This window comes from Chitinophaga caeni, from assembly GCF_002557795.1.
In the GTDB taxonomy this organism is placed as follows: Bacteria; Bacteroidota; Bacteroidia; order Chitinophagales; family Chitinophagaceae; genus Chitinophaga; species Chitinophaga caeni.
The window spans coordinates 1,710,353-1,733,456 of sequence record NZ_CP023777.1; the positions used below are offsets into that span (position 1 = coordinate 1,710,353).

Annotated in this window: 22 protein-coding genes and 2 CRISPR repeat arrays; of the genes, 19 read left to right on the forward strand and 3 right to left on the reverse strand. The window is 40.2% G+C overall.

Annotation, left to right across the window (positions count from 1 at the left end; all coding sequences use genetic code 11):
- Positions 1 to 13 precede the first annotated feature (13 nt).
- The 3 genes from COR50_RS07165 to COR50_RS07175 all read left to right on the forward strand — a co-directional run bounded on the left by COR50_RS07165 (position 14) and on the right by COR50_RS07175 (position 2,530).
- On the forward strand, positions 14 to 991 hold the full coding sequence (locus tag COR50_RS07165) for a BT_3987 domain-containing protein (RefSeq protein WP_198405799.1): 978 nt from the start codon (positions 14 to 16) through the stop codon (positions 989 to 991).
- A 79-nt stretch (positions 992 to 1,070) separates the two neighbouring features.
- Positions 1,071 to 1,907, forward strand: a complete 837-nt coding sequence (locus COR50_RS07170; protein WP_098193367.1) for an endonuclease/exonuclease/phosphatase family protein — start codon at positions 1,071 to 1,073, stop codon at positions 1,905 to 1,907.
- Between the two features lie 218 nt (positions 1,908 to 2,125).
- On the forward strand, positions 2,126 to 2,530 hold the full coding sequence (locus COR50_RS07175; protein WP_098193368.1) for a c-type cytochrome: 405 nt from the start codon (positions 2,126 to 2,128) through the stop codon (positions 2,528 to 2,530).
- Positions 2,531 to 2,639: 109 nt separating this feature from the next.
- Here COR50_RS07175 and COR50_RS07180 read toward each other — a convergent pair whose 3' ends face one another.
- Positions 2,640 to 3,110, reverse strand: a complete 471-nt coding sequence (locus tag COR50_RS07180) for a VOC family protein (RefSeq protein WP_198405800.1) — start codon at positions 3,108 to 3,110, stop codon at positions 2,640 to 2,642.
- Positions 3,111 to 3,376: 266 nt separating this feature from the next.
- Here COR50_RS07180 and COR50_RS07185 point away from each other — a divergent pair, with 266 nt between their 5' ends.
- On the forward strand, positions 3,377 to 3,979 hold the full coding sequence (locus COR50_RS07185; RefSeq protein ID WP_198405801.1) for a TetR/AcrR family transcriptional regulator: 603 nt from the start codon (positions 3,377 to 3,379) through the stop codon (positions 3,977 to 3,979).
- 64 nt (positions 3,980 to 4,043) lie between these two features.
- Positions 4,044 to 4,457 carry an OsmC family peroxiredoxin gene (locus tag COR50_RS07190; protein WP_098193369.1) on the forward strand — a complete coding sequence of 138 codons (414 nt, stop codon included), beginning with the start codon at positions 4,044 to 4,046 and terminating at the stop codon, positions 4,455 to 4,457.
- 141 nt (positions 4,458 to 4,598) lie between these two features.
- On the opposite strand, the gene COR50_RS07195 is transcribed toward COR50_RS07190, so the two are convergent.
- Positions 4,599 to 5,459, reverse strand: coding sequence for a helix-turn-helix domain-containing protein (locus COR50_RS07195; protein ID WP_098193370.1), 861 nt, complete (start codon positions 5,457 to 5,459; stop codon positions 4,599 to 4,601).
- 87 nt (positions 5,460 to 5,546) lie between these two features.
- On the opposite strand from COR50_RS07195, the gene COR50_RS07200 reads away from it, so the two are divergent.
- The 3 genes from COR50_RS07200 to COR50_RS07210 all read left to right on the forward strand — a co-directional run bounded on the left by COR50_RS07200 (position 5,547) and on the right by COR50_RS07210 (position 7,770).
- Positions 5,547 to 6,479, forward strand: a complete 933-nt coding sequence (locus COR50_RS07200) for an NADP-dependent oxidoreductase (RefSeq protein ID WP_098193371.1) — start codon at positions 5,547 to 5,549, stop codon at positions 6,477 to 6,479.
- A 46-nt stretch (positions 6,480 to 6,525) separates the two neighbouring features.
- A complete protein-coding gene (locus tag COR50_RS07205) occupies positions 6,526 to 6,921 on the forward strand; it encodes a DoxX family membrane protein (protein WP_098193372.1) in 396 nt (131 codons plus the stop codon).
- Between the two features lie 177 nt (positions 6,922 to 7,098).
- Positions 7,099 to 7,770: a DNA alkylation repair protein gene (locus tag COR50_RS07210; protein ID WP_098193373.1), complete on the forward strand. Its 672-nt coding sequence runs from the start codon at positions 7,099 to 7,101 to the stop codon at positions 7,768 to 7,770.
- Between the two features lie 2 nt (positions 7,771 to 7,772).
- Here the strand turns inward: COR50_RS07210 and COR50_RS07215 are convergent, their stop codons facing one another.
- The gene (locus tag COR50_RS07215) at positions 7,773 to 9,509 is read right to left on the reverse strand and encodes a S41 family peptidase (RefSeq protein WP_157760677.1); all 1,737 of its coding nucleotides are present in this window, start codon (positions 9,507 to 9,509) and stop codon (positions 7,773 to 7,775) included.
- 466 nt (positions 9,510 to 9,975) lie between these two features.
- Here COR50_RS07215 and cas9 point away from each other — a divergent pair, with 466 nt between their 5' ends.
- The 11 genes from cas9 (at position 9,976) to COR50_RS07270 (ending at position 23,039) form a co-directional block, all read left to right on the forward strand.
- Entirely contained in the window at positions 9,976 to 14,208 is a 4,233-nt protein-coding gene (gene cas9 / locus COR50_RS07220; RefSeq protein WP_098193375.1) for a type II CRISPR RNA-guided endonuclease Cas9, read from the forward strand.
- Between the two features lie 12 nt (positions 14,209 to 14,220).
- Positions 14,221 to 15,117 (forward strand): type II CRISPR-associated endonuclease Cas1, encoded by an 897-nt coding sequence (gene cas1 / locus COR50_RS07225; protein ID WP_098193376.1) that lies wholly within the window; start codon positions 14,221 to 14,223, stop codon positions 15,115 to 15,117.
- Positions 15,118 to 15,130: 13 nt separating this feature from the next.
- Positions 15,131 to 15,466 carry a CRISPR-associated endonuclease Cas2 gene (cas2, locus tag COR50_RS07230; RefSeq protein ID WP_098193377.1) on the forward strand — a complete coding sequence of 112 codons (336 nt, stop codon included), beginning with the start codon at positions 15,131 to 15,133 and terminating at the stop codon, positions 15,464 to 15,466.
- Between the two features lie 90 nt (positions 15,467 to 15,556).
- Positions 15,557 to 16,294: direct repeats of the CRISPR family, unit length 47 nt; unit sequence GTTGTGTTAGCACTAAGCTACAGAAAAATTTGAAAGCAAATCACAAC.
- Positions 16,295 to 16,340: 46 nt separating this feature from the next.
- Positions 16,341 to 16,658, forward strand: coding sequence for a transposase (locus tag COR50_RS07235; protein WP_098193378.1), 318 nt, complete (start codon positions 16,341 to 16,343; stop codon positions 16,656 to 16,658).
- The gene (locus COR50_RS07240; protein WP_232516366.1) at positions 16,655 to 17,515 is read left to right on the forward strand and encodes an IS3 family transposase; all 861 of its coding nucleotides are present in this window, start codon (positions 16,655 to 16,657) and stop codon (positions 17,513 to 17,515) included. The genes COR50_RS07235 and COR50_RS07240 overlap by 4 nt, the downstream gene beginning before the upstream one ends.
- Positions 17,516 to 17,590: 75 nt before the next feature.
- Positions 17,591 to 19,171: direct repeats of the CRISPR family, unit length 47 nt; unit sequence GTTGTGTTAGCACTAAGCTACAGAAAAATTTGAAAGCAAATCACAAC.
- A 370-nt stretch (positions 19,172 to 19,541) separates the two neighbouring features.
- A complete protein-coding gene (locus tag COR50_RS07245) occupies positions 19,542 to 19,820 on the forward strand; it encodes a hypothetical protein (RefSeq protein WP_098193380.1) in 279 nt (92 codons plus the stop codon).
- A 370-nt stretch (positions 19,821 to 20,190) separates the two neighbouring features.
- Positions 20,191 to 20,685 (forward strand): hypothetical protein, encoded by a 495-nt coding sequence (locus COR50_RS07250; protein ID WP_098193381.1) that lies wholly within the window; start codon positions 20,191 to 20,193, stop codon positions 20,683 to 20,685.
- A gap of 690 nt (positions 20,686 to 21,375) precedes the next feature.
- Complete coding sequence (locus COR50_RS07255; protein ID WP_098193382.1) at positions 21,376 to 21,714, forward strand: helix-turn-helix domain-containing protein; 339 nt, start codon at positions 21,376 to 21,378, stop codon at positions 21,712 to 21,714.
- Positions 21,707 to 22,450, forward strand: coding sequence for an ImmA/IrrE family metallo-endopeptidase (locus COR50_RS07260; protein ID WP_098193383.1), 744 nt, complete (start codon positions 21,707 to 21,709; stop codon positions 22,448 to 22,450). Before COR50_RS07255 ends, COR50_RS07260 begins: the two co-directional genes overlap by 8 nt.
- A complete protein-coding gene (locus COR50_RS07265; protein WP_098193384.1) occupies positions 22,431 to 22,667 on the forward strand; it encodes a hypothetical protein in 237 nt (78 codons plus the stop codon). The genes COR50_RS07260 and COR50_RS07265 overlap by 20 nt, the downstream gene beginning before the upstream one ends.
- Before the next feature lie 48 nt (positions 22,668 to 22,715).
- Positions 22,716 to 23,039: a hypothetical protein gene (locus tag COR50_RS07270; protein ID WP_098193385.1), complete on the forward strand. Its 324-nt coding sequence runs from the start codon at positions 22,716 to 22,718 to the stop codon at positions 23,037 to 23,039.
- Positions 23,040 to 23,104 lie beyond the last annotated feature (65 nt).

Consider the following 23,104-nt stretch of genomic DNA (forward strand, 5'->3'; position numbering starts at 1 on the left):
AATGACAGAAACAATGAAAAAATTCATTTATATACTTGGGATCGCCGCTTTCTCAACCGGTTTATCCAGTTGCGATAAAAGGGCCGACGATGTTATCGATGAAATTCCGGATACATATACGATGTTGTATATGCCGCAAGCTATCGATTTACCGAATGAATATACTTTTAATAGATCCGCGGCAGGGGATAGCATTTTCTACGGCGCTTACCTGGGCGGCCCGAGATCTTTTGATACAAACATCGAAGTACAATTTGAAATCGACCAGGCAAAGGTGGCGGAATATAACAAGATGAACTTTACCAGCTACCCGGTGTTGCCGGCCGATAGCTATGAATTCACCGAAACATCGACCGTGATTCCGAAAGGCAGCCAGCATTCATCAACATTGAAGATGAAAATATTATCCGCTAACCTGGACGGTGTAGGTAAATTTTTATTACCGATCACGATGAAAACCAGTTCACAAGTCAATGTAAACCCCAGTTTGGAAACGACATATTTCTTGGTAGATGCGCAATATTTATCGAATCCTTTCCCGGTGATGGATCGCGCTGCTTGGGAAATTGTTGATTTTTCTTCAGAAGAAGCAACCGGTGAAGGTGCCAACAATGGTCACGCGATCCATGCTTTTGATGATGATCCGGCCACTTTCTGGACAACGCAGTGGAAAGGCGCCAAACCCGGCCCGCCACATCATATTACAATCAATATGAATGCTGATGAAAAAGTGCATGGTTTCAAATTTATTGGTCGTATCGACAATAAAACCGGGGAAGTACGCACCACCGGTAATCCTAGGGATATCATTGTTGAAACCAGTATGGACGGTAGTACTTGGAATTACAGCGAGGCTTTCCACCTGGATAACGTATTGGAAAATACGATCTACCTGTCGTATGCACAGGATGCAACATATTACAGGATTACGATCAACAGTAGCCAAAGCGATAATTATCTAACACATATTGCAGAGTTATACGCATTTTAATGTTTACCTAAACTGTACCTCCAAAGGCCGGGCTTCTTTTAAGAATGCCCGGTTTTGAACTTGAAAGAAAAATAAGAACATGAGATATTGGATTCTAATTTTGTCAATCTTATGCCTGGCCTGTAGCAAGTCGAAAAATTCTAATGGTGGGGATCCTGGAGATCCACCCGTTGAGGAGAAACCCAAGGTGAAGGTAATGACTTATAACATCTACGGTGCGCGTGCCAGCAGCGGTACCCCGGCCGATTTGGATATGATCGCGGAAGTAATCAAGTCGGAGAACCCGGACTTAGTGGCTTTGCAGGAAGTCGATGCTTTCACTACCAGGACTGGAAAAGATGTGCATCAAGCGAGGGATTTGGCAAAGTTGACAGGAATGGAATGGTATTTCACGAAAGCTATGGATTTGCAAGGCGGGGAATATGGAGATGCCGTATTGTCTAAATTCCCTATAAAGAACGCTACCAGGTATTCCCTCCCGGTTGCAAGCGGCGTAGGCGGGGAAACGCGCTCCGTAGCTTTGATCACGGTTGAAAAGGAAGGTAAAGAATTTCATTTTGCATCTACCCACCTGGACCACCTGGCACTGGAAGATAACCGCATTTTGCAGGCCAACGAGTTAAAGAAAATCATTACATCATTACAATTACCGATTATTATCGCCGGGGATCTAAATGCGAAGCCGGAATCGGAAACGATGTCTATCATCAAGCAATATTTAACAACGGGTTGCATCAAGCAATGCCCGAATACCTTCCCATCAGATAATCCCGATCGTACGATCGATTATATTCTTTACACACCTATCAACAAGTTCAGTGTTCAGTCCTACAATTCTCCAAATGGGTACGTGGCATCCCAAAGCGCTTATGCTTCTGATCATAGGCCGGTGGTTGCCATTTTTACCTTGAACTAACTTCATGAATGGTGCTCACTAACGACGGCCTGCCTCATTTCGGGGTAGGCTTTTTGCCATTTATGTATATGTGATGAATTATATTGAAATTTAACCTCTTATATTCAAAGATTTTTCCTAGTTTAGAAATATCTATTCGTCCAAGGTCGCATTGTAGTTAGCAAGGAAGGCTAATTTTTAGGTCAAAATCTGGTTACCCGGAAGCATAAAATTGAATTATGAAGGCAAAAATCACTGTTACATTATTGTTGGCTGCTATCGCCACCGTTACGCTTTGTTCATTGGCAATCCCTCTCCAGGAGCACAACGAGAAGCCAAAAAATTTGAAAGTATTACCTAAAAAAATTGATCCTAAGGAGCTGATAAGCATCATGAGGGGCTTTAATGCTTCGTTGGGTGTTAAATGTAACTTCTGCCATGCTAAGAGTGCGGATGATCCTAAAAAGATGGACTTTGCCAGCGATGCCAACAAACACAAAGGCATTGCGCGCGGCATGATGAAAATGACGACTAAGATCAATAAGAAGTTCTTCGGTGGCGCCGAAGCAAGGGAAGTAACTTGTTACACTTGCCATAAAGGACATAAAGAGCCGGAGAAGATGACGGAAGAAAAAGAATCCTAAGATATCTTTATTGAACTTATTTATAAAATAGCCACCGGTTCCGATCGGTGGCTATTTTTTTACGAATAAAGCTGTTCGCTGTTAATTTTAATTTATACCAATTTCATGGCTAGGCCCCCGGCTCAGTATAATGAACGATGTCAATCCCAATACCGTTGGGATCTTCGATCGCAAAATGACGGTCGCCCCAAGGTTCATCCCTCAATTCAATTTTGATAGGCACTTTCTTTTGTTGTATTTCCTTGTAAAAAGTGTCTACATCCGCTACCTCGATCGTGAGGTACATGCCCCTGCCTTGGAATGCCTTTTGAAATAAAGCCTGCTGCGACGGATGTTCGGGCAGCAAGAAGCTGATTACCGGATTGCCCTCGGGATCAGATAACAATAGATAGAATTCGTTTTCGAAGAGGACACCGAATTGTAATACTTCGGTGTAAAACTCTTTGCTTTCTGCCAGTTTGGATGTAATAATACCTGCATTTACTTTCATACTGCGTGTTTTTGTTGGATGATTTTTTGATTGGGCCGCTGAAACAATCGAAAAGCTAACCAAGCAAAAGATCGTTAAAATTGTTTTCATGATGATGGATTTGTAATACAAAATTGTAGAAAGCAGCGGTGAAAACATTGTAAAAAACGGACAAAAAACCGTCACGGATTAGGAATGATTGCAGGATTTCACGGAGTTTCAATTTTTTTTATGGCTTTTTATGGGTTGTTTTTGGATTGATGGATTGGTTAATTGGCTGGATGTGATTATAGAATATTGATATGATATAGATTTTGACTATATATTCATCGTTAAAAATAATTTTGTACTAATTGGTAAAATATTATACCTTTGGGTTGTCAAAGGAAATGAACATGGCAGGCAGACCGAAAATATATGATGAAGATGCAATACTGGAAAAGGCGTTGAACGTGTTTTGGGAGAAGGGCTTCGAAAATGCTTCTGCTGATGATTTGCTCAAAGCCATGGGGATTGGGAAGGGGAGCTTTTACCTGGCTTTCAAAGGTGGGAAACAGGAGCTTTTCGAGAAAACTATGGATCGCGTGGTACACCGCCATTTCGATGAGTTTAGAAAAGGGGTACAGTCATGTGCGAACCCGGTGCGTTTAGTGAAGGATTTTTTCTTGTCGCTTGTTACGGAACAGTCGCCGGTTGGCGATAAAGGCTGCTATTTCGGAAATGCTTTGGTGCAAGTGAGTGATCAAAATCTTCAACTAAAGTTGCAGGCAGTTAAGAACCTTGACATCCTGGAAGCCATCTTCAAGGAAGCGATGGATCGAGGTAAGAAAATGGGTTTACTGGAAACCAAGTTATCATCGAAAGAATTGGCGCTCTACCTCGTGAATCTTTGGAACGGTATCAATATCACCAAGCGGATGCAGCATGAACCTAAAGCTTTGAAACAACTCATGCTTTTAAACTTGGACATCATAGCATAACTTTTTTTTATCATTTTTTGTACTAAATGGTACATAATTAATTTAACAATAAAAACTTATCATCATGAAACGTAAAGCAATTGCCGTTTGGAATGGCGACATTAAATCAGGCGCAGGACATTTAACCACGCAAAGTACTACTTTGAACAAAACACAATATTCTTTCAACAGTCGCTTTGCCGATGGTGTGGGCACCAACCCCGAAGAGTTATTGGCTGCGGCGCATGCGGGTTGTTTTACCATGAAATTGGACCTGGATTTAACGCAGGCCGGTTACACTGTAGAATCACTTGAAACCGAATCGGTTATTACTTTGGATAATGGTAAGATCACTTTATCGGAATTAACATTAAAAGCAAAAGTACCGGGGATTACGGAAGAGAAATTTCAAGAATTAGCCGCGGGCGCTGAAAAAACTTGTCCCGTTAGCAATGCATTCAGCTTTGAAATTAAATTGAATGCTACGTTGATTGCTTAATTGATTCAAAGGCCCCGGGGATGATTTTTAGAGGATTTTGATGAAATAGAAACCGTGGTAGGATATTGTTGAAACCGGTATGCCGTTGCTAGGCAGCCGGTTTTTCATTTTGGCAATATCGATATTCGTTTCGTGGTATTGCTAAGCCATTTTTTCCACTACTTTTTCCCTGGCTTGTTTCCTAAATTCCTTTGGACTCAGACCTTTTTGCTTCTTAAAATATTTATTGAAATGACTTTCATCCGTGAAGTTAAACTCGTTTGCAATTTCAGTGATCCGTTTATCGGAGTGCAATAGGCGGTGAACAATCAATTGTGTTTTATAATTTCCTAGGTATTGCTGCATGGTTTCACCTGTATGCTGCTTGAAATAACGGCTTAAATATGCCGAGGAAATATTGAATTGCTTGCCCAGGTGATCTGCCTTCAGCTTTTCAGGGTCATAAATGTTATTCTGGATATAATGCAAAATATCAAGGGCTTTCGCTTCCGTTTGTTCCGATACATCCAGTTGTTGAAACTTAGCAATATTTCTCGCCACGACAACGATCAATGTATTGACCAATTGCTGTATCAATTCCCTGTTGTAAATATCTTGGTTGATCGTTTCGCGGATAATAGCCTCTACTACCGGGCGTACCAACTGCTTATCGGTTAGGTTTTTCAGGATGCAACCTTGTTTATGGGATGCATTTTGCAGTATATATTCCAAGCGTTGTATGTTTTCACCGGGTATCCCGCTATCCTTCAAATAAATATTATTAAACTTCAGGAAAAAAAACGTCGTGGTTGATTTGATATCAAACGAATGACAATCTTCCGGCGTTACCAGGAACATATGTCCATCGTGGTAATCAAACTTACTTTGATTAATACATTGTGTTCCCGTTCCTGATATAATATATACCAATTCAAAGAAATGATGCCGATGGGCAGGTTCAGGACCTTCATCTAAGGTTATATAAGAAATTGAATACGGAGCATGTAATAATTCTTGTTTCATGCTGTAAAAGTACAGAAATGTGTAAATATTATACCAAAGATAATACGAGTTGCCGGTATAAATTTGCAATTACAAAATCATTCTAATATGAAAGCAATATTGTTACAAAAGCCCGGTGGAACGGAAAATTTTGAATATCAAGACATTCATAAACCTGCTATTCATCCGGGGGAAGTGCTCATAGAGGTGAAAGCTATCAGCATCAATCCTGTTGATATAAAAACCCGGATGGGGAAGGGTGTTTACGGGCGGATTAAAGATGAAAGTCCGCTAATATTAGGTTGGGATGTTTCAGGGTTAGTAGTGGAAAGTTTGTCCGATGAATATAAAGCCGGTGATGAAGTATTCGGTATGATCCGTTTTCCCGGCCATGGAAAGGCTTACGCGGAATATGTTGCGGCGCCCGCGGCACATCTTGCCAAAAAGCCGGGGAATGTCAGCCATGAAGAGGCTGTGGCTGCAACATTGGCTGCATTAACTGCTTACCAGGTGATCGTGGAACAGGCGCAAGTAAAAGATGGACAAAAAGTATTGATACATGCAGCATCCGGTGGCGTTGGACATTACGCGGTACAGGTTGCCAAAAGTTTGGGCGCGTATGTGATCGGCACATCTTCAGAAAAGAACAGGGATTTCGTGCTGGGTTTAGGCGCTGATGAACATATAGATTATCATACCGCGGACCTGGATGCCCTGAAAGATATCGATTTTGCTCTCGATGCATTGGGGGATGCCAATGTACTTCGCACCATCCCTTTAATGAAGAAAGGCGGGACGATTATCAGCATCCCTTCGGGCTTGGGGCAGGAGGTAGTAGAAGCAGCTAAAGTTAACCAGGTAAATGCCGGCTTTTCGATGGTGCAGTCCAGCGGCGAAAACATGAAAGCCATTGCAGATCTCCTGGCAAATGGAACTTTACGCTCGCATGTTTCCACGGCATTTTCATTTGATGATATTACGGGCGCTCACCAACAAATTGAATCCGGAAGAACGGTGGGAAAAATTGTATTGACATTTTAAATTCAATATCTTATATCAACTATTTTTAAATAAACCCTGTTTTGATATGAATAAAACCAGTTACCTCTTGTTAAGGTTGGGTGTTGCCTTGAGCATGTTCGGCCACGGGTTAGTACGTTTGCCGAAGTTGAATGCTTTTAGCGGCTGGATGATGAAGAGTTTTGAGCAGTCATGGATGCCTGCGCCCGCTGTACAGGCATTTAGTTATGCCTTACCCATTGCCGAGTTTATAGTAGGATTGTTGTTAGTGTTGGGGTTATTCACCCGCCAAGCGCTTGTTGCAGGAGCAATAGTAATGTTGCTATTAATATTCGGAACTACGGTGGTTGAAAATTGGGAAGCTTTGCCGGCCCAGTTGGTTCACCTGGCATTTTTTGCGGTGTTGCTGCATTTCTTGTCCTCGAATAGTTTTGCGATGGATATAAAGCGGAATGTTTCTTAAAGTTTTTTAGAAAAGGTTGTTTGGCAGTTCCGGGAAAGCCCGCGTGAAGGATACGGCACCCCGGAGCAGCCCGACCCGAAGGGGCACGCCCGGAAACAATATCCCTGTATTTTTGTAAATTTAGAACGTGTAGAAACTTGCTAAGAATATTTATTTAATATTTTCTATTCATTCAACATGACACTAAAAGAAACGCTGGCCAAATTAGAATCCCTGGGTTCCGAAAAAATGCGCTTGCAGCATAAGAAGGCCGGGGCAAGTGATCATCAATACGGGGTTAAGATGGGCGATATCAGGAAGGTAGCGCAAAGCATCAAATCCGATCATGAATTGGCCTTGGAACTTTGGGATACGGGCATCATCGATGCGCAATTCCTGGCTATATTAATCATGAAGCCAAAAAAAGTGTCGAAAGATGATATCAAGGAATTGATACGATCGGTGCAATTTGTAAATGTTGTTGATTGGCTGTATTCCTATATTATAAAAGCTCATCCCGATAAAGAGGCGCTCCGCTTGGAGTGGATGAAATCAAAGGATCCGGTAGCGGCAAGGTTGGGTTGGAGCCTGACCAGCGGTCGTGTGGCGCGCGAACCGGAAGGTATTGATATAGAAGCCTTATTGGATCGCATTGAGAAAGAAATGCCGAAGGCCGCGCCGCAAGTTCAATGGACGATGAACTCAACCCTGGCACAGATCGGTATTTGTATGCCCGGATACCGTGAAAGGGCCCTATCTATCGGGGAGAAATTGGGCATTTACAGGGATTACCCGGTGTCGAAAGGCTGTACTTCTCCTTTTGCGCCGATCTGGATTAACGAGATGGTGCGGCGGAACAACCAGGGATAACCTTATAATATTTCTTTTATAATCCAATCAAATTCCAGGTCCTGCCCCTTTAATAAATCAATATCCCGGTAAGTTATCTTTTCATCAATATGTACGCCTACTTTTTGAGCGGGTGCGCCGCCAGGATAAAATATGCCATTGCCGGTAAATTCCAAGCTATAGTTGCCCGGCAAGGCCATTCTCTTGATATCACCGTCTGCCCCGGCAGATTGTTGTCCTATGGTAACCGATCCCGGGAAAATATATTGAAGGTTCATCGTATTCCATTCGCTGGCGCTTAATGTTTGCGGGTTGACGATGATAAAGACTTTACCATTATAAGTATGGCGGCTTTTATTTGTTAGCACTGGAAAATATATGGCAGGTTGATCCGCGTAAATAAATGTTCCTATATTTTGATGGTACTGTTGATAATATTTACCGAAATAATTATCCTTATCAGCAAAATATTTATAAATATAAGTGTAAACAAATCCGCCCCAATCGGGATATCCCCTCATATCGAAAATGATCGCTTTCTGTTGAGAAGCAGCGAGTAGCAGGCTGTCCATCGTTTGATCGATATGATCATCTGCTACGCCGGAGATAAACTTGTAGGTTTGATCGATCCTGAAATAAGCAATCCCGGGATGTTCCAGTCGATGCTGCCTTTTGCGTTTCGCTTCATCGTTCAGGTATTGTACAATCGAATCAATATGCTTTTTATCTGTAGGTTTAATAAATTCTATTGCTGTTTCCACTGTATCCCCGGAGTTATTTCTTTGAATAGCCAGTTTTTTAAGCGCCATATCATCCGGCCAGATTAGATTGTCCTGGTATTGAGAAATCCTGTATAATAGCACTGACGGGTTGGAAGCCGATAATAATTCCTTTTTAGATTGTATGATATCTTGGATGCTTTTACCATTAACCGCAACAATTCTATCGCCCGCATGGATACCGGCTTTTTGGCAGGCATCAGGAATCATCAATTTTGTTACCAGCAGGTAATGATCAAAGACGCTATAATCGAAAGGTGCATACAGTTTTGTATGGAAGATATCTTTCGCAAAATGCAATTGTTTATAGAAACTAAAGGCATGTGTATCTTCCAAAGGCGCTACCAACTTGGCAAGGATAATTTCAAAATCTTTCCTCGATTGGCAAGTGATGGTGCGAGATAATAAACTTTCGAAATAAGCATCAAAATTTTTGTTCATTAATTGCTTATGAGGGTACAAGTAATCGATACAGCCTTGTATCTTGGCCAGCGCCAGTAACCTGTATTCCAACGGGAGATTTTCTTCTTTGGGGAAATCATAAACCTTTTCATGCGGGATATCAGCTTCATAGCCATTGTTAGGGATATAATAATGCTGAGGGCCGGTAAAACGATGTTGGTAAATGTTTTCCAGTAATTGTTTATGACCCTTATCGATGCCGGCCGACTCCCGGAACCAACTGAAATCTTGATTGGATTTTATGACATCGGTAGCGGTCGCCTTAGCTGCTGCCGTGGAGAAATGTTGTTGCAAATTATTTGTCAATAAAGCGATCACGGCATTATGATCGGTCGTAGCAGTAATTTTTTTTACGTCCTGTAAGAACAAACTATCGGCATTCAGCTTCCCGGTTGCAAAGTCGGGGTGATAATACTTAAGGTAATTCCATGTTTTAAAAAATACCGTATAGCTATTTTTTTGTGCAGAGGCGCACAGGTGTGTCATGGATATCAGCAAGAAGTAAATACATTTCTTCATAAGCATTTGTAGCTGTTGGATGGGTTTTCTTGGAAATTCCGGTATAGGAAATTACGATATTAAAATTGAATTTGGAAGGGATGCGGAAACCTGGTGTAAATGCATGCATTGCTAGGTTCGCTGATGAGAAAGGAAGTATAAATAATTGAAATACATATCATATACAAGTTTGTATATTGACAGTTTACGGTTTCCCGTAAAATTTTACGAATGGAAGAACCTAACTTTTGGACATAAAAAAACCCCCGTTAAAGTCGAGGGAAACTTAATGTTTTCACAGCGGGATAACCCTTATTGTGATTTGCTTCGATGTGAAGATATATAGATTTATTAAATTTTCCTAAATTTATTTTCCTATCCACTTATGATCAGGACTTATAAAAATTTTAACTGTATAGAACCTGCGTGTGATTGTTTGTTATCAATTCACATCAATTAACATTCTTTAATTCCTTAACCTCAAACTATGGTTAAAAATGTATTAGGAATTGACCTGGGGGTCACTTCTATAGGTTGGGCTTTCGTTCATGAAGATACCAACTTTGGAGAGCTGTCTAAAATAGTACAGGCAGGCGTTAGGCTAGTAGCGCTTTCAACGGATGAGCAACTCGAATTCGAGAAAGGCAAACCTTTATCTATCAATGCCAACAGGACGCTTAAAAGAAGTATGCGCCGCAATTTGCAACGGTATAAAATGCGCAGGAAACAATTGATAAAATTGTTTAAGCAGTATAATATTATACCGGAAGATGCGATTCTTGCAGAGGATGGTAAACATACCACCTTTGAAACTTATGAATTAAGGGCCAAGGCTGTTCATGAGAAGATTTCTTTACTCCAATTTGCCAGGGTGCTGCTGATGCTTAATAAGAAAAGAGGTTATAAAAGCAGCCGGAAAGTGCAAAGCGAGGAGGAAGGGCAGGCTATTGACGGTATGGATGTAGCAAAAAAACTGTTCCATGATAAAATTACGCCGGGACAATATTGCCTGGAACTGTTAAAGAATGAGAAAAAATCCTTGCCCAGTTTTTACCGATCAGATCTACAGGATGAATTTATGAAAGTATGGAATTTCCAAATGGCATTCCATCCTTCAATACTCACTACCGATTTGTTAAAAAAGCTAGATGGCGTTGGGCAAAAAGCCACCGCTGCCATCTTTTATAAGGAATTAAACATTACTACGGCTGAAATAAAAGGTAAGAGAGACGAAAAGAAATTAGCATCTTATCAGCTTAGAAGTGATGCTATCCAAAAGGAGCTTAGCATCGAGGAAGTAGCATTCGTTCTTGCCCAGGTAAATAATGACATCAATAGTTCCAGCGGCTATCTCGGAGCCATTGGTGACAAGAGTAAAGAACTGTTTTTCAATAAGCAGACCGTTGGGGAATATCTTTATAAACAATTAAAAGAGAACCCCCATGCACGGCTTAAGAACCAAGTATTCTACAGGCAAGATTACCTGGATGAATTTGAAAGAACCTGGTCTTGCCAAGCGCAATTTCACCCCGAATTGACGAATGACCTGAAAAAAGAGATCGGGGATATTACAATATTTTATCAAAGAAAGCTCAAATCTCAAAAGGGATTAATTTCCCTTTGCCAGTTTGAACAACAAAAACGCCTGGTTACCAAAAACGGTAGGCAAATCATCAAAACCACCGGGTATAGGGTTTGCCCGAAATCTTCCCCCTTGTTCCAAGAGTTCAAAGTGTGGCAAAATTTACAAAACGTGGAAATAAAAGCCGATGGGGTAAAGGGTAGATTAAGCGAAGAACAAAAACAGCTCCTCTTTGAGCACCTTAACATGAAGGGAGAACTGAGTAAAACCGAAGCCCTGAAGTTATTAAAGCTTAATCCTAAGACGGCTGATATGAACTTTACAAAATTGGAAGCTAACCGAACCAATAATACCTTGTACAATGTATATTGTAGAATTTTGGAAGATGCCGGATACGATTTAGCAGATATTTTGAAAGTAAAATCAGATAAAGATCAAATTACCGTATCTGATTCCACCTTACCCGCCAAGGAAATTACCCGCATAATAGCAGAAATATTCGGATCGCTCGGCATCAAGACATCTATCTTGGATTTTGATGCACAACTCGATGGCAAAGCTTTTGAGAAGCAAGATTCTTATTTATTATGGCACATATTATATTCTTACGAGAGCGATGATTCTGCCTCCGGTAATGAAAAATTGTATCAAACGCTGGAAAAGAAATTCGGTTTTAGTAAGGAGCAAGCTAAAGTATTGGCAAGCATATCTTTTGAAGATGATTATGCCAACCTGAGCACGAAAGCTTTGAGAAAAATAATGCCTTTCATCATTACCAATAAGTATGACGAAGCTTGTGCATTAGCCAGTTATAACCATTCCAATTCATTGACTAAAGAAGAGAAAGAAAGCAGGAAGCTGGAGGATAGATTAGAATTAATTCCGAAGAACAGCCTGCGTAACCCGGTAGTTGAAAAAATTCTCAACCAACTGGTACATGTGATTAATGCCATCATCGAAGATCCCAACATGGGTAAACCCGACGAAATCAGGATTGAGCTGGCCCGGGAACTGAAGAAAAATGCTGCCGAAAGGGAGGAAATGAGCAGGCAAATAGCACAGGCCGACCGGGATCATAAAGCGATCAGGGATACCATCCAGAAAGAGTTTGGCATTGCCAACCCTAGCAGGAATGATATCATTAAATTCAAATTATACGAAGAATTGAGCTTTAATGGTTATCATGATTTATATACTAATGCTTATATAAATAGGAAGGAGCTGTTTTCTAATAAGTATGATGTCGATCATATCATCCCGCAACAGTCATTATTCGATGATAGCTTTTCGAATAAAACGCTGACGCCAAGGGATGTGAATCTTAATAAGGGTAACCGTACTGCTTATGATTACATTGAACAGGTGCACGGCGCTGAAAAATTGGAAGCATTTAAATCAAGGGTACAGGATTATCTCGATAAAAACATTAAGGCAAATCCCGGTGCCAAAGCTAAAGCGAAAAAACTACTGATGCCCGCTTCTGAAATAGGGGATGGCTTCATAGAAAGGGATTTGAGAAATAGTCAATACATAGCAAAAAAAGCCCGTACAATCTTGGAAACCATCTGTAGGGATGTGGTGGCTACCTCCGGCAGTATTACCGCGCGCCTCCGGGAAGACTGGGACCTGATGAATATTATGCAGGAGCTGAATCTTCCCAAATACAGGGCCATCAATTATACCGAATTAAGGGAGCGTAAAGACGGTTCTCAAAAAGAGGTCATAAAGGATTGGACGAAACGGAACGATCACCGTCACCACGCGATGGATGCCATTACAGTAGCTTTTACCAAGCATAACCATGTACAATATTTAAACTATCTCAATGCCAGGAAGAACGAAAGCCATAAAATGCATGGAAACATCATTGCCATTGAGAAAAAGGAGACCGAATATATCCAAGATAAAGATGGTAATGGAAAGAAGCGGTTCAAATCGCCTATGCCTAATTTCAGGGTTGCGGCAAAGAAGGCTTTAGAAGAGATATTAGTGTCCTTTAAAGCAAAAAATAAGGTTGTAACCAATAATAGGAATCGCTACAAGGTAAAAAAGCTGAAGGAAGGGGTTCAATATCCGCCCATACAGCTTACGCCAAGGGGATCGCTTCATAAGGAAACGGTGTATGGAATATTGCATAGGTACAACACTAAAGAAGAAACCATCGGCGCTAAATTCAATGCGGAGCTTATAGAAACCGTGGCCAACCCCAAGTATAAAGCGGCTTTATTACAAAGATTGGCAGCAAATGGCCATGATCCTAAAAAGGCATTTACCGGGAAAAACAGCCCGGCAAAGAATCCTATTTATATTAACGGGGAGGGCTCTGAGGTATTGCCGGCAAAAGTAAAAGTAGTGAAACTAGAACCGGAATATACCATTCGAAAAGACATCACTCCCGAAAACTTCAGTGATGAAAAGAGCATCATGAAAGTAATTGATGTTGGAATAAGAAACATTTTGCTCGAACGATTAAAGGCCTCTAAAGATGCGAAGGAAGCCTTTTCTAACTTGGATATCAACCCCATTTGGTTAAACAAGGCCAAGGATGGAGATCCATCTAAAAATATCCCGATCAAAAGGGTTACCATTACAGGGGTGAGTAATGCGGAGGCATTGCATCATAAGCGGGATCATTTGGGCAATCATATCTTGGACAAGGAAGGGAATAAACAACCAGTAGATTTTGTAAGTACCGGGAATAATCACCATGTAGCCATCTACAGGGACGCAAACGGAAAGCTACAAGACAAACTAGTATCCTTTTATGAGGCGGTTGAAAGAGCCAATCAAGGCTTACCGATCATCGACAAATCTTATAACCAAGGAGAGGGTTGGCAATTCTTATTTACGATGAAGAAGAATGAGTATTTCTTGTTTCCCGGAGATGGGTTTGACCCAAAGGAAGTGGATTTGTTGGATCCGAAAAATAAGACTTTGATTAGTAAGTATTTGTTTAGGGTTCAGAAATTGGCGGATAGGTATTTTGTATTTAGGCATCACCTTGAAGCAAAGGAAGATGACAATTTAACATTAAAAGGAATGACCTTTCATAGGTTACAAAGCTTGGAACCATTGGATGGAATCATTAAGGTTCGAATTAATCACTTAGGAAACATTGTGAAAGTAGGGGAATACTAAAAATGGTTGCTCATGATTAAACGTACCCTCTATTTTGGAAGCCCGGCCTACTTAAAAACCAATTTGGAGCAACTCCAAATTGAGCTCCCGAAAACTGGAGAAACCAAAATAGCGCCAATTGAGGATATAGGATTGTTGATTCTGGATCATCAACAGATTACAATTACACAAGCATTATTAGCTAAATTATTAGCGCAAAATGTGGCTGTTATTACTTGCGATCATACCCACCACCCGGTAGGTTTATTGCTCAATTTGGATGGGAATACATTACAAAGCCAAAAATTCAGGGCACAGGTAGAAGCATCTGTGCCCTTAAAAAAACAGCTTTGGCAACAAACCGTTATCACTAAAATCAGTAACCAGGCTAAGTTGATGGCTATGGAAAGGCTGGAGCATCAGCGGTTATTGAAATTAGCAGGCGCTGTAAAAAGCGGTGATTCTGATAATTGCGAGGCCCAGGCCGCTACATATTATTGGAAAAATCTGTTTCCCGATTTTTTACAGTTTCGAAGGGAACGGTATGGTCCTCCCCCGAATAATTTATTGAATTATGGTTATGCCATATTGAGAGCATTAGTTGCCCGGAGCTTGGTAGGCTCCGGCTTACTACCAACTTTAGGTATTTTTCATAGGAATCAATACAATGCTTATTGCTTGGCAGATGATATTATGGAGCCATACAGGCCCTTTGTAGATAAGATCGTTTGCCATATAGTAAGCATGAACGGCAGGTTTTTAGAGATGACCCCTAGGATGAAAGAACAGTTATTGAGCATCCCAACCATGGATGTATTAGTTCAAGGACGCAAAAGCCCACTTATGCACGCAGTTCAACGCAGCACCGCCAGCCTGGCGAAATGTTTTGAAGGATCAGCGCGCAAAATTATTTATCCGGAGCTTATTTAAAGCCCGAAAAAGTATGAACTCACGTTATAGCGCATATAGAGTTATGTGGATTCTAGTATTTTTTGACCTCCCTACCGAAACCAAACGGGATCGTAAAAATTATGCGAAGTTCCGTAAACAAATATTATCTGATGGTTTCGCGATGTTTCAATTCAGTATTTATATCAGGCATTGCAACAGCAAGGAAAATGCGGATGTACATATGAAAAGAGTAAAGGGGATATTGCCACCCAAGGGACATGTTGGCATTATGTGCGTCACGGATAAGCAATTTTCTATGCTCGAAATCTTCCGGGGAAAAGTAGGTATAGACCCACCTCCAACCTTACAGCAACTTGAATTATTTTAAAATAGGATGAAAAAAATGAAGCCTAAAGCCATTTTTTTCATCCTAAAATACAATCTAACTATATTGTTATCAATCAATTAGAAAGATTGTGTTGTGTTAGCACTAAGCTACAGAAAAATTTGAAAGCAAATCACAACTCAAGGTTAAGGGGATTAATTGCTTTTGCGTTGTGTTAGCACTAAGCTACAGAAAAATTTGAAAGCAAATCACAACGTCCTTTGTGATGGCACCTATACGCAACTTGTTGTGTTAGCACTAAGCTACAGAAAAATTTGAAAGCAAATCACAACTTTTCAGCCACGGTATAAACTAATTCTAGAGTTGTGTTAGCACTAAGCTACAGAAAAATTTGAAAGCAAATCACAACGCAAGCCCCTTAAAATCAATTTCTAGCAGGTTGTGTTAGCACTAAGCTACAGAAAAATTTGAAAGCAAATCACAACTATGTCTGTATATGCAATTAATGTAAGCGCGTTGTGTTAGCACTAAGCTACAGAAAAATTTGAAAGCAAATCACAACTGATAAAGTAAAGGAAGAAAGCGATAGGTGTTGTGTTAGCACTAAGCTACAGAAAAATTTGAAAGCAAATCACAACTGGTATGGTTAGCGGCGCATTACGGCAGCTGTTGTGTTAGCACTAAGCTACAGAAAAATTTGAAAGCAAATCACAACAAATTTGGAGCGTTTTCGGGAACGAATTTAGTTGTGTTAGCACTAAGCTACAGAAAAATTTGAAAGCAAATCACAACGAGGGAGGGCGGCGATGACCAGCCCGATGAGTTGTGTTAGCACTAAGCTACAGAAAAATTTGAAAGTGGAACTGCTACCTTTGAGTGGACATATAGTTAAGCTCTTTCCTTAACTTTGAATACAATGAGTAAAAAAGAAAGAAGGAGTTATGATAAATCCTTCAAACTGATGGCAGTAGAATTGCGCAGAAGTGGCAAGCCAGCCGTAACTGTTGCAAAAGAATTGGGTATAGCTGCGGAAATGCTTCGTCGCTGGACCAGGGAGTTCAGTGTACATGACACCCGTAGTTTTCCTGGCAATGGAAAACAGGATCTGACACCGGAGCAAAAGGAAATCCAGGCCCTGAAGAAAGCACTCCAGGAAGCAGAATTGGAAAATCGGATACTAAAAAAGGCAGTGAGCATTTTCTCCAGGGAAGACAACAAATATTCAGGTTCATAAAGGACCATCAGGCAGAATTTGATGTCGAGAAGATGTGCAAGGTGTTCAAAGTAAGCCGTAGTGGCTATTATGCCTGGTCAATAAGAAAACCATCAAAACTTTCCCTGTACAGGCAAGTGCTTTGCAAGGGAGTTGAAGATATCTACCACAAAAGCAAAGGCAGATACGGCAGCCCTAAAATAGTTGCCGAACTTAGGTCTATGGGACTGCATGCCTCCAGGCCCAGGGTGGCCAGGATCATGAAGGACAAAGGGTTTCGCAGTATTATTACAGGCAAGTTCAAAGTATGCACGACAGATTCTAACCATAAACTGGAAGTGTCGGCCAATATCCTCAATAGAGAATTTACTGCCAGGGCACCATCAGAGAAATGGGTTTCTGATCTGACTTACATCCGGACAAAAAACGGATGGCTTTACTTAACAGCCATCATGGACCTGTTTGACAGAAGGATTGTTGGATGGTCCATGAGTACAGGTATGACAACCAGGGAGACTACTGTTGCTGCCTGGAATATGGCGATTAGAAATAGATCCGTGGCACCCAATATGGTTTTTCACTCAGACAGAGGTGTACAGTATGCCAGTGAGGAGTTCAGAGATCTGCTAAAAGGCAACTCTGTACAACAGAGTATGAGTAGAAAGGGCAACTGCTGGGATAATGCTGTAATGGAGAACTTCTTCAAGATACTTAAATCAGAAACCGGCCACCATACTGTATATGATTCAGTAGAAGTCGCAAAAAAAGAGCTGTTTGAGTTCATCGAAATATGGTATAACAGGCAGCGAAGGCATTCAATATTAGGGTATTTGCCACCCGAAGAATTTAGTAAATCTATTCTAAAAAAAGCAGCTTAATAAGTTGTCCATTTTTTTGTTGCAAATCCAAAAGCAAATCACAACCCGCTTCGCATCCCGTAAGATGCCAGGCAAGTTGTGTTAGCACTAAGCTACAGAAAAATTTGAAAGCAAATCACAACGGTAAAATCAAGGGGTTCGTCATTTAAAGGTTGTGTTAGCACTAAGCTACAGAAAAATTTGAAAGCAAATCACAACAAGCGCAAGCCTCGTCCCACATCTGAGTCGGTTGTGTTAGCACTAAGCTACAGAAAAATTTGAAAGCAAATCACAACAAAGATGTTTTTGATATTTTAGACCTAAATGTTGTGTTAGCACTAAGCTACAGAAAAATTTGAAAGCAAATCACAACTATCTCATTTATTTGCCTTGATGATAAATTGTTGTGTTAGCACTAAGCTACAGAAAAATTTGAAAGCAAATCACAACGCTCCATTCAACCAATTTGCCGCTTTGCTCGTTGTGTTAGCACTAAGCTACAGAAAAATTTGAAAGCAAATCACAACTACTGAGTTCAATGAATATTTCTTGCCAACGTTGTGTTAGCACTAAGCTACAGAAAAATTTGAAAGCAAATCACAACGACAATTAAATGATAAAAACTATGTTAGAGGTTGTGTTAGCACTAAGCTACAGAAAAATTTGAAAGCAAATCACAACTAACCCTGTAGGTGATAGACGGTTAGTTCCGTTGTGTTAGCACTAAGCTACAGAAAAATTTGAAAGCAAATCACAACCTAGCTACGTGGATTTATGTTACAAATTGTGTTGTGTTAGCACTAAGCTACAGAAAAATTTGAAAGCAAATCACAACGGCGCCTGTATTTCCTAAAATAAAAATTAAGTTGTGTTAGCACTAAGCTACAGAAAAATTTGAAAGCAAATCACAACTATCATAATGACAATGCTTTTTACCAGATGGTTGTGTTAGCACTAAGCTACAGAAAAATTTGAAAGCAAATCACAACAGCCGTCACGAAGCAGTAATCGCTAAAATTGTTGTGTTAGCACTAAGCTACAGAAAAATTTGAAAGCAAATCACAACACGGAAGCATCAGGCACGTCTAGTACAATTGTTGTGTTAGCACTAAGCTACAGAAAAATTTGAAAGCAAATCACAACAAAGTTTCGAATTAGAATCAAATGACCACGTTGTGTTAGCACTAAGCTACAGAAAAATTTGAAAGCAAATCACAACACCATCATGTAATCATCTTCAGGTACCGGTTGTGTTAGCACTAAGCTACAGAAAAATTTGAAAGCAAATCACAACAATACGCAGTAGAGGTATATCCATTGCTCCGTTGTGTTAGCACTAAGCTACAGAAAAATTTGAAAGCAAATCACAACTCACTTGGAATGTTGTACGCCTTTCCAAGGTTGTGTTAGCACTAAGCTACAGAAAAATTTGAAAGCAAATCACAACCAACGCCTTTAATGCCCAGGATGTTAATTGTTGTGTTAGCACTAAGCTACAGAAAAATTTGAAAGCAAATCACAACCGATCGCTGTGTTGGGGTGTTTTCCTATTTGTTGTGTTAGCACTAAGCTACAGAAAAATTTGAAAGCAAATCACAACTAACGCGGTTACTACGCGAGGATGTTCGACGTTGTGTTAGCACTAAGCTACAGAAAAATTTGAAAGCAAATAAGGATCAAGTAAAAATCTTGTAGGAGCAGAAAATAAAAATGGGAACAATACATTTGACTGTACTATTCCCGCTTTTGTGGAAAAGGGAGGGGAAATGTCGAATCTTTTGGAGGATTTTGAAGCATTAAACAGTTTGGTTAAAAATCAGGTTAGGATCACTTATAGTCTCTATTCATCTCATATCGTCTCATTTCATTGAAATAGCTTATTCTCGTACTGTGTTGCATCATTCGCAGTCATAAAAAATTGAAACCAATCACATCAAACCTATCAGTTCTATCTATAACCGTACCTATGCGGTTGTCGCCTCTATGAACCATCCATACCTTCACTGAAAATTAAATTCATTCATTAACTTCCAAAAAATCAGAAACCATGAACACGATGCACCAGCGTTCGGTCAACATTAACGTGTTGAAATTATTAAATGACGAACTACACAGCCTCCAGGATATTTTCCAGGAACAAGTGTGTGAAATGCTGAACCTAAGTCCTGAAGCATTAGCGCAAAAGTTGGAAAATGAAGCGATATGTTTCAACCTGGCGGAACAACAAGCCCTGGCTGCCATTTTCAACGACCTGGCGGATAATCTATCCAAGTATAATGCGGATTATATGTTGGAAGATTACATTCAAGATGCCGTAGTTGCATAAAGGCCTCCAAAACTCCCGGTAATTGTAGATATACCTGGCCCGCTGTATCTACAATTACTGGTTACCCACTTCGCAATTGGCCCGCCGTAGGTATTTTCAGTATCGCCGCAGTTTTTTCCTGCTCCTGGAAGCATAAATTTTTTTTGTCCATATTCCTTACAAGTCATTTTTATAAATGATTTTGTTTCAATGACATATCAAAATTAACTATATCATTCTACTTTAATATAAAACTATATATCAATATTAAATGAATGTTTTTCAATACTATCTAAACATTTTTAAATCCTTCCTGTTATTTCAAACCATATACCCGTATAGTTTTGAAGATGTAACCCGATTTTTTTAACCTCGAATAAATTCCAATGTCATGAAGAACATGAACATTTTCAATGCAGAGATTCCGCAAGAGAAAATCCAATCTGCTATCAACAAAATCGACGAGGCTTTCAATGAATTAAAGCCTTACCTGATTACCCTCCAGCCCGAGGAAAGACAAATGTTGCCCAAAATGGGAAACAAGATGTTTAGCTTTGTTAACAAGGTGCATGAACTTGCCAAAAGAAACCCCGATTTGGCTCCCAGCTTTTTCAGTATCGAAGATCTGGAAATCGACGTTGCCGGGGCGCAAAGCTTGGAACCCTTGCTAAACGCCGTAAAACAACTTTATGATGGTATCGATGATACCCGCATGAAATGCGGCAGCGAGGCTTATACCAACAGCTTGGCCTTTTACAGTTCTGTAAAAGTGGCCAGCAAGCACAGCGTACAAAAGGCCAAAGCCGTTTACGATGATTTGTCGGGCCATTTTATCAAGGGTGCAAATACCGAATCTGCCCCTGCTGCCGAGAACAAGCCGGCATAATTTTATCGTATTAAAAAATAATATTATTTACTACCCCTTGATGTTAAATAACTAATTCAAGGGGTATTTTTGTGTCTCCCTGCCAAGGTATTGCATGTTTTACCCATCTCGGAAGTACCCCTACCCACTTCCGAGGTACCCCCACCCACTTCCGAGGTACCCCAGGGTACTTAAAAGCCTCAAGCGAGGATCTTTTTACTCCGGTTATCCCCCAAAAAAGGTACCCCCACCCACTTCAAAGCTCCTCGATCGGAGTTCCGAAGTACCCCCGGGTAGTTCCGAAGTGGGTCACGATTTTTTATTTTTCCAAGCCAGGGTACTTCGGAAGTGGGTAGGGGTACTTCCGAAGTACCCTATACCTTAAAAAAGGTCCTCGATTGGAGTTCCGAAGTACCCCAGGGTACCTAAAAGCTGGTAAATCGGGGTTTTTAAGTGGGTGGATGGGCTTCTGAAGTGGGTAAATGGATAATTCTAAGGGAGGAATCGTGAAATAACTTGACAAGACGGGTAATAAATGAGGTCGGTTTATTGATGGCAGGCTTGAAAATAATATAGTTGAGATGCCAATTTGTTACAAATTGGTAGTTTTTTCCTTTAAATGGTATCATGATTCCAGATAATCGCGCATTTTTTGTTACGAAAAATCATATTTCAATAATATGAAGTAGATTTGTAACAAACAAAAGTAGAATGACAAATGCAGATACCATAATTAGAACTTTAAGGGAGAAGTTTGGCTATAGCCAGGAGGTAGTAGCGAACTTCCTGGGCGTGAAGCGGGAAATGATCAGTTACTATGAAACGGGCGCAAGGGAAGCGCCTTTAGAGGTTTTAGAAAAATTGGCCGATTTGTTTGGAGTAGATTTAGATATCTTTTTTTCAGATACTATGGAAGCGGCTTCCACGGAACTGGCTTTTGCATTTAGAGCTAATGAATTCAATGAAAAAGACCTGGAAAGCATTGCTGCATTCAGGAGGGTCATTAAAAATTATCAACGGATAACCAACCTGGAGGGAAAAAATGCTTAAAGAAAGATATTTAGAATTCAGGGCGAATAAATTTCGTGAAGAACATGGCTTGACTCCAACGGAACCCGCGGATGTATACAAGCTGTTAGCAAGGCTGAACGTTATTACGGTATTCAAAGAAATAACTGGTAATTTTTCCGGGATGGCAGTCAAGAACGGTACTGGCAATTTCATGATGGTGAATTCCAATGATATTTTAGCAAGACAACATTTTACGATAGGTCATGAGCTGTATCATTTGATTATCCAGGAAAATTTCAAAAACAGGATTTGTGAAGTCGGCACTTTTGATAAAAAGGACAGTGAAGAATACAATGCAGATTGGTTTGCTTCTTATCTGCTGATGCCGGAAGGCGGCATTTTTGAATTGTTACCCAGGGAAGAATTGAGCCTTAATAAAATAAGTTTGAATACCATTGTAAAGATGGAACAATACTTCGGGGTATCGAGAGCCGCGCTTCTTAACAGGCTTATGTTTATTGACCTGGTAAGTAAAGCAAAAAAGGATGAATTGCAAACTACGGGGAGCATTAAAAGAAGCGCTTTACTAATGGGTTACAGTAGCGAGTTATATGAAAACGGAAATGCAGGTAAAGTTATCGGGGATTATGGTGAAAAAGCAAAAAAACTATATGATAAGGAGTTGATTTCTGAAACCGATTTTTATGGGTTAATGCTGGATATAGGAATAGACCTGGATACAAAATTTGAGGAAGATGACAAAACAGAAAGGTGATCCGAAGATATTACTGGATGCCGATGTAGTAATACATTTCTTAAAAGCAGGATATCAAATGATGTTACCTGCCATTTTTCCTCATAGGCTTGTAATGCTAGATAAGGTAAAGCAGGAATTGATAAAAAGAAAATCGGAGGCCTTGGGAATTGAAAATTTCCTCTACTGGTGTAAAATACCCGTTGAACCCATGCCGAAGGATTTCGAGATATTATAGGAGTACGCGGCTTTAAAGAAGATAAGAGGGGAGGGAGAAAGCGCTTGTATGGCAGTGGCAAGATTTAGAAATGAATTTATTGCCAGTAGTAATGTAAAGGATATTAAAGATTATTGTGAATTATATGGTATCGTTTATTTTACTACCATGGATATTTTAGAAGTGGCCATTACGAATAGCATTATGACTGAATCCCAGTGCGACAGCTTTATTTATGAAGTAAAGCAAAAAGGCAGCAAACTTCCCTGTGATACAATGGCTGCATATAGGAAAAGGAATGAAAAATGGGTAAGTCTCCAGTTGCTGAACAGGTACATGTCTCGAAATTTTATTAATACATTTTCCACCCCCGGTTTTTCCCCGTGCTATTAATAATTAACCTAGATTGCTTTCAAGGCAGAAATTTTAATTGTTTTTTATTCCCGCTATATCGACAA

What these genes read in the sequence shown, in the direction of transcription:
- COR50_RS07165 (WP_198405799.1), top strand. Translation starts at nt 14, where the DNA reads ATGAAAAAATTCATTTATATACTTGGGATCGCCGCTTTCTCAACCGGT.
- COR50_RS07170 (WP_098193367.1), top strand. Translation starts at nt 1,071, where the DNA reads ATGAGATATTGGATTCTAATTTTGTCAATCTTATGCCTGGCCTGTAGC.
- COR50_RS07175 (WP_098193368.1), top strand. Translation starts at nt 2,126, where the DNA reads ATGAAGGCAAAAATCACTGTTACATTATTGTTGGCTGCTATCGCCACC.
- COR50_RS07180 (WP_198405800.1), bottom strand. Translation starts at nt 3,110, where the DNA reads ATGAAAACAATTTTAACGATCTTTTGCTTGGTTAGCTTTTCGATTGTT.
- COR50_RS07190 (WP_098193369.1), top strand. Translation starts at nt 4,044, where the DNA reads ATGAAACGTAAAGCAATTGCCGTTTGGAATGGCGACATTAAATCAGGC.
- COR50_RS07195 (WP_098193370.1), bottom strand. Translation starts at nt 5,459, where the DNA reads ATGAAACAAGAATTATTACATGCTCCGTATTCAATTTCTTATATAACC.
- COR50_RS07200 (WP_098193371.1), top strand. Translation starts at nt 5,547, where the DNA reads ATGAAAGCAATATTGTTACAAAAGCCCGGTGGAACGGAAAATTTTGAA.
- COR50_RS07205 (WP_098193372.1), top strand. Translation starts at nt 6,526, where the DNA reads ATGAATAAAACCAGTTACCTCTTGTTAAGGTTGGGTGTTGCCTTGAGC.
- COR50_RS07210 (WP_098193373.1), top strand. Translation starts at nt 7,099, where the DNA reads ATGACACTAAAAGAAACGCTGGCCAAATTAGAATCCCTGGGTTCCGAA.
- COR50_RS07215 (WP_157760677.1), bottom strand. Translation starts at nt 9,509, where the DNA reads ATGAAGAAATGTATTTACTTCTTGCTGATATCCATGACACACCTGTGC.
- cas9 (WP_098193375.1), top strand. Translation starts at nt 9,976, where the DNA reads ATGGTTAAAAATGTATTAGGAATTGACCTGGGGGTCACTTCTATAGGT.
- cas1 (WP_098193376.1), top strand. Translation starts at nt 14,221, where the DNA reads ATGATTAAACGTACCCTCTATTTTGGAAGCCCGGCCTACTTAAAAACC.
- cas2 (WP_098193377.1), top strand. Translation starts at nt 15,131, where the DNA reads ATGAACTCACGTTATAGCGCATATAGAGTTATGTGGATTCTAGTATTT.
- COR50_RS07235 (WP_098193378.1), top strand. Translation starts at nt 16,341, where the DNA reads ATGAGTAAAAAAGAAAGAAGGAGTTATGATAAATCCTTCAAACTGATG.
- COR50_RS07245 (WP_098193380.1), top strand. Translation starts at nt 19,542, where the DNA reads ATGAACACGATGCACCAGCGTTCGGTCAACATTAACGTGTTGAAATTA.
- COR50_RS07250 (WP_098193381.1), top strand. Translation starts at nt 20,191, where the DNA reads ATGAAGAACATGAACATTTTCAATGCAGAGATTCCGCAAGAGAAAATC.
- COR50_RS07255 (WP_098193382.1), top strand. Translation starts at nt 21,376, where the DNA reads ATGACAAATGCAGATACCATAATTAGAACTTTAAGGGAGAAGTTTGGC.
- COR50_RS07260 (WP_098193383.1), top strand. Translation starts at nt 21,707, where the DNA reads ATGCTTAAAGAAAGATATTTAGAATTCAGGGCGAATAAATTTCGTGAA.
- COR50_RS07265 (WP_098193384.1), top strand. Translation starts at nt 22,431, where the DNA reads ATGACAAAACAGAAAGGTGATCCGAAGATATTACTGGATGCCGATGTA.
- COR50_RS07270 (WP_098193385.1), top strand. Translation starts at nt 22,716, where the DNA reads ATGGCAGTGGCAAGATTTAGAAATGAATTTATTGCCAGTAGTAATGTA.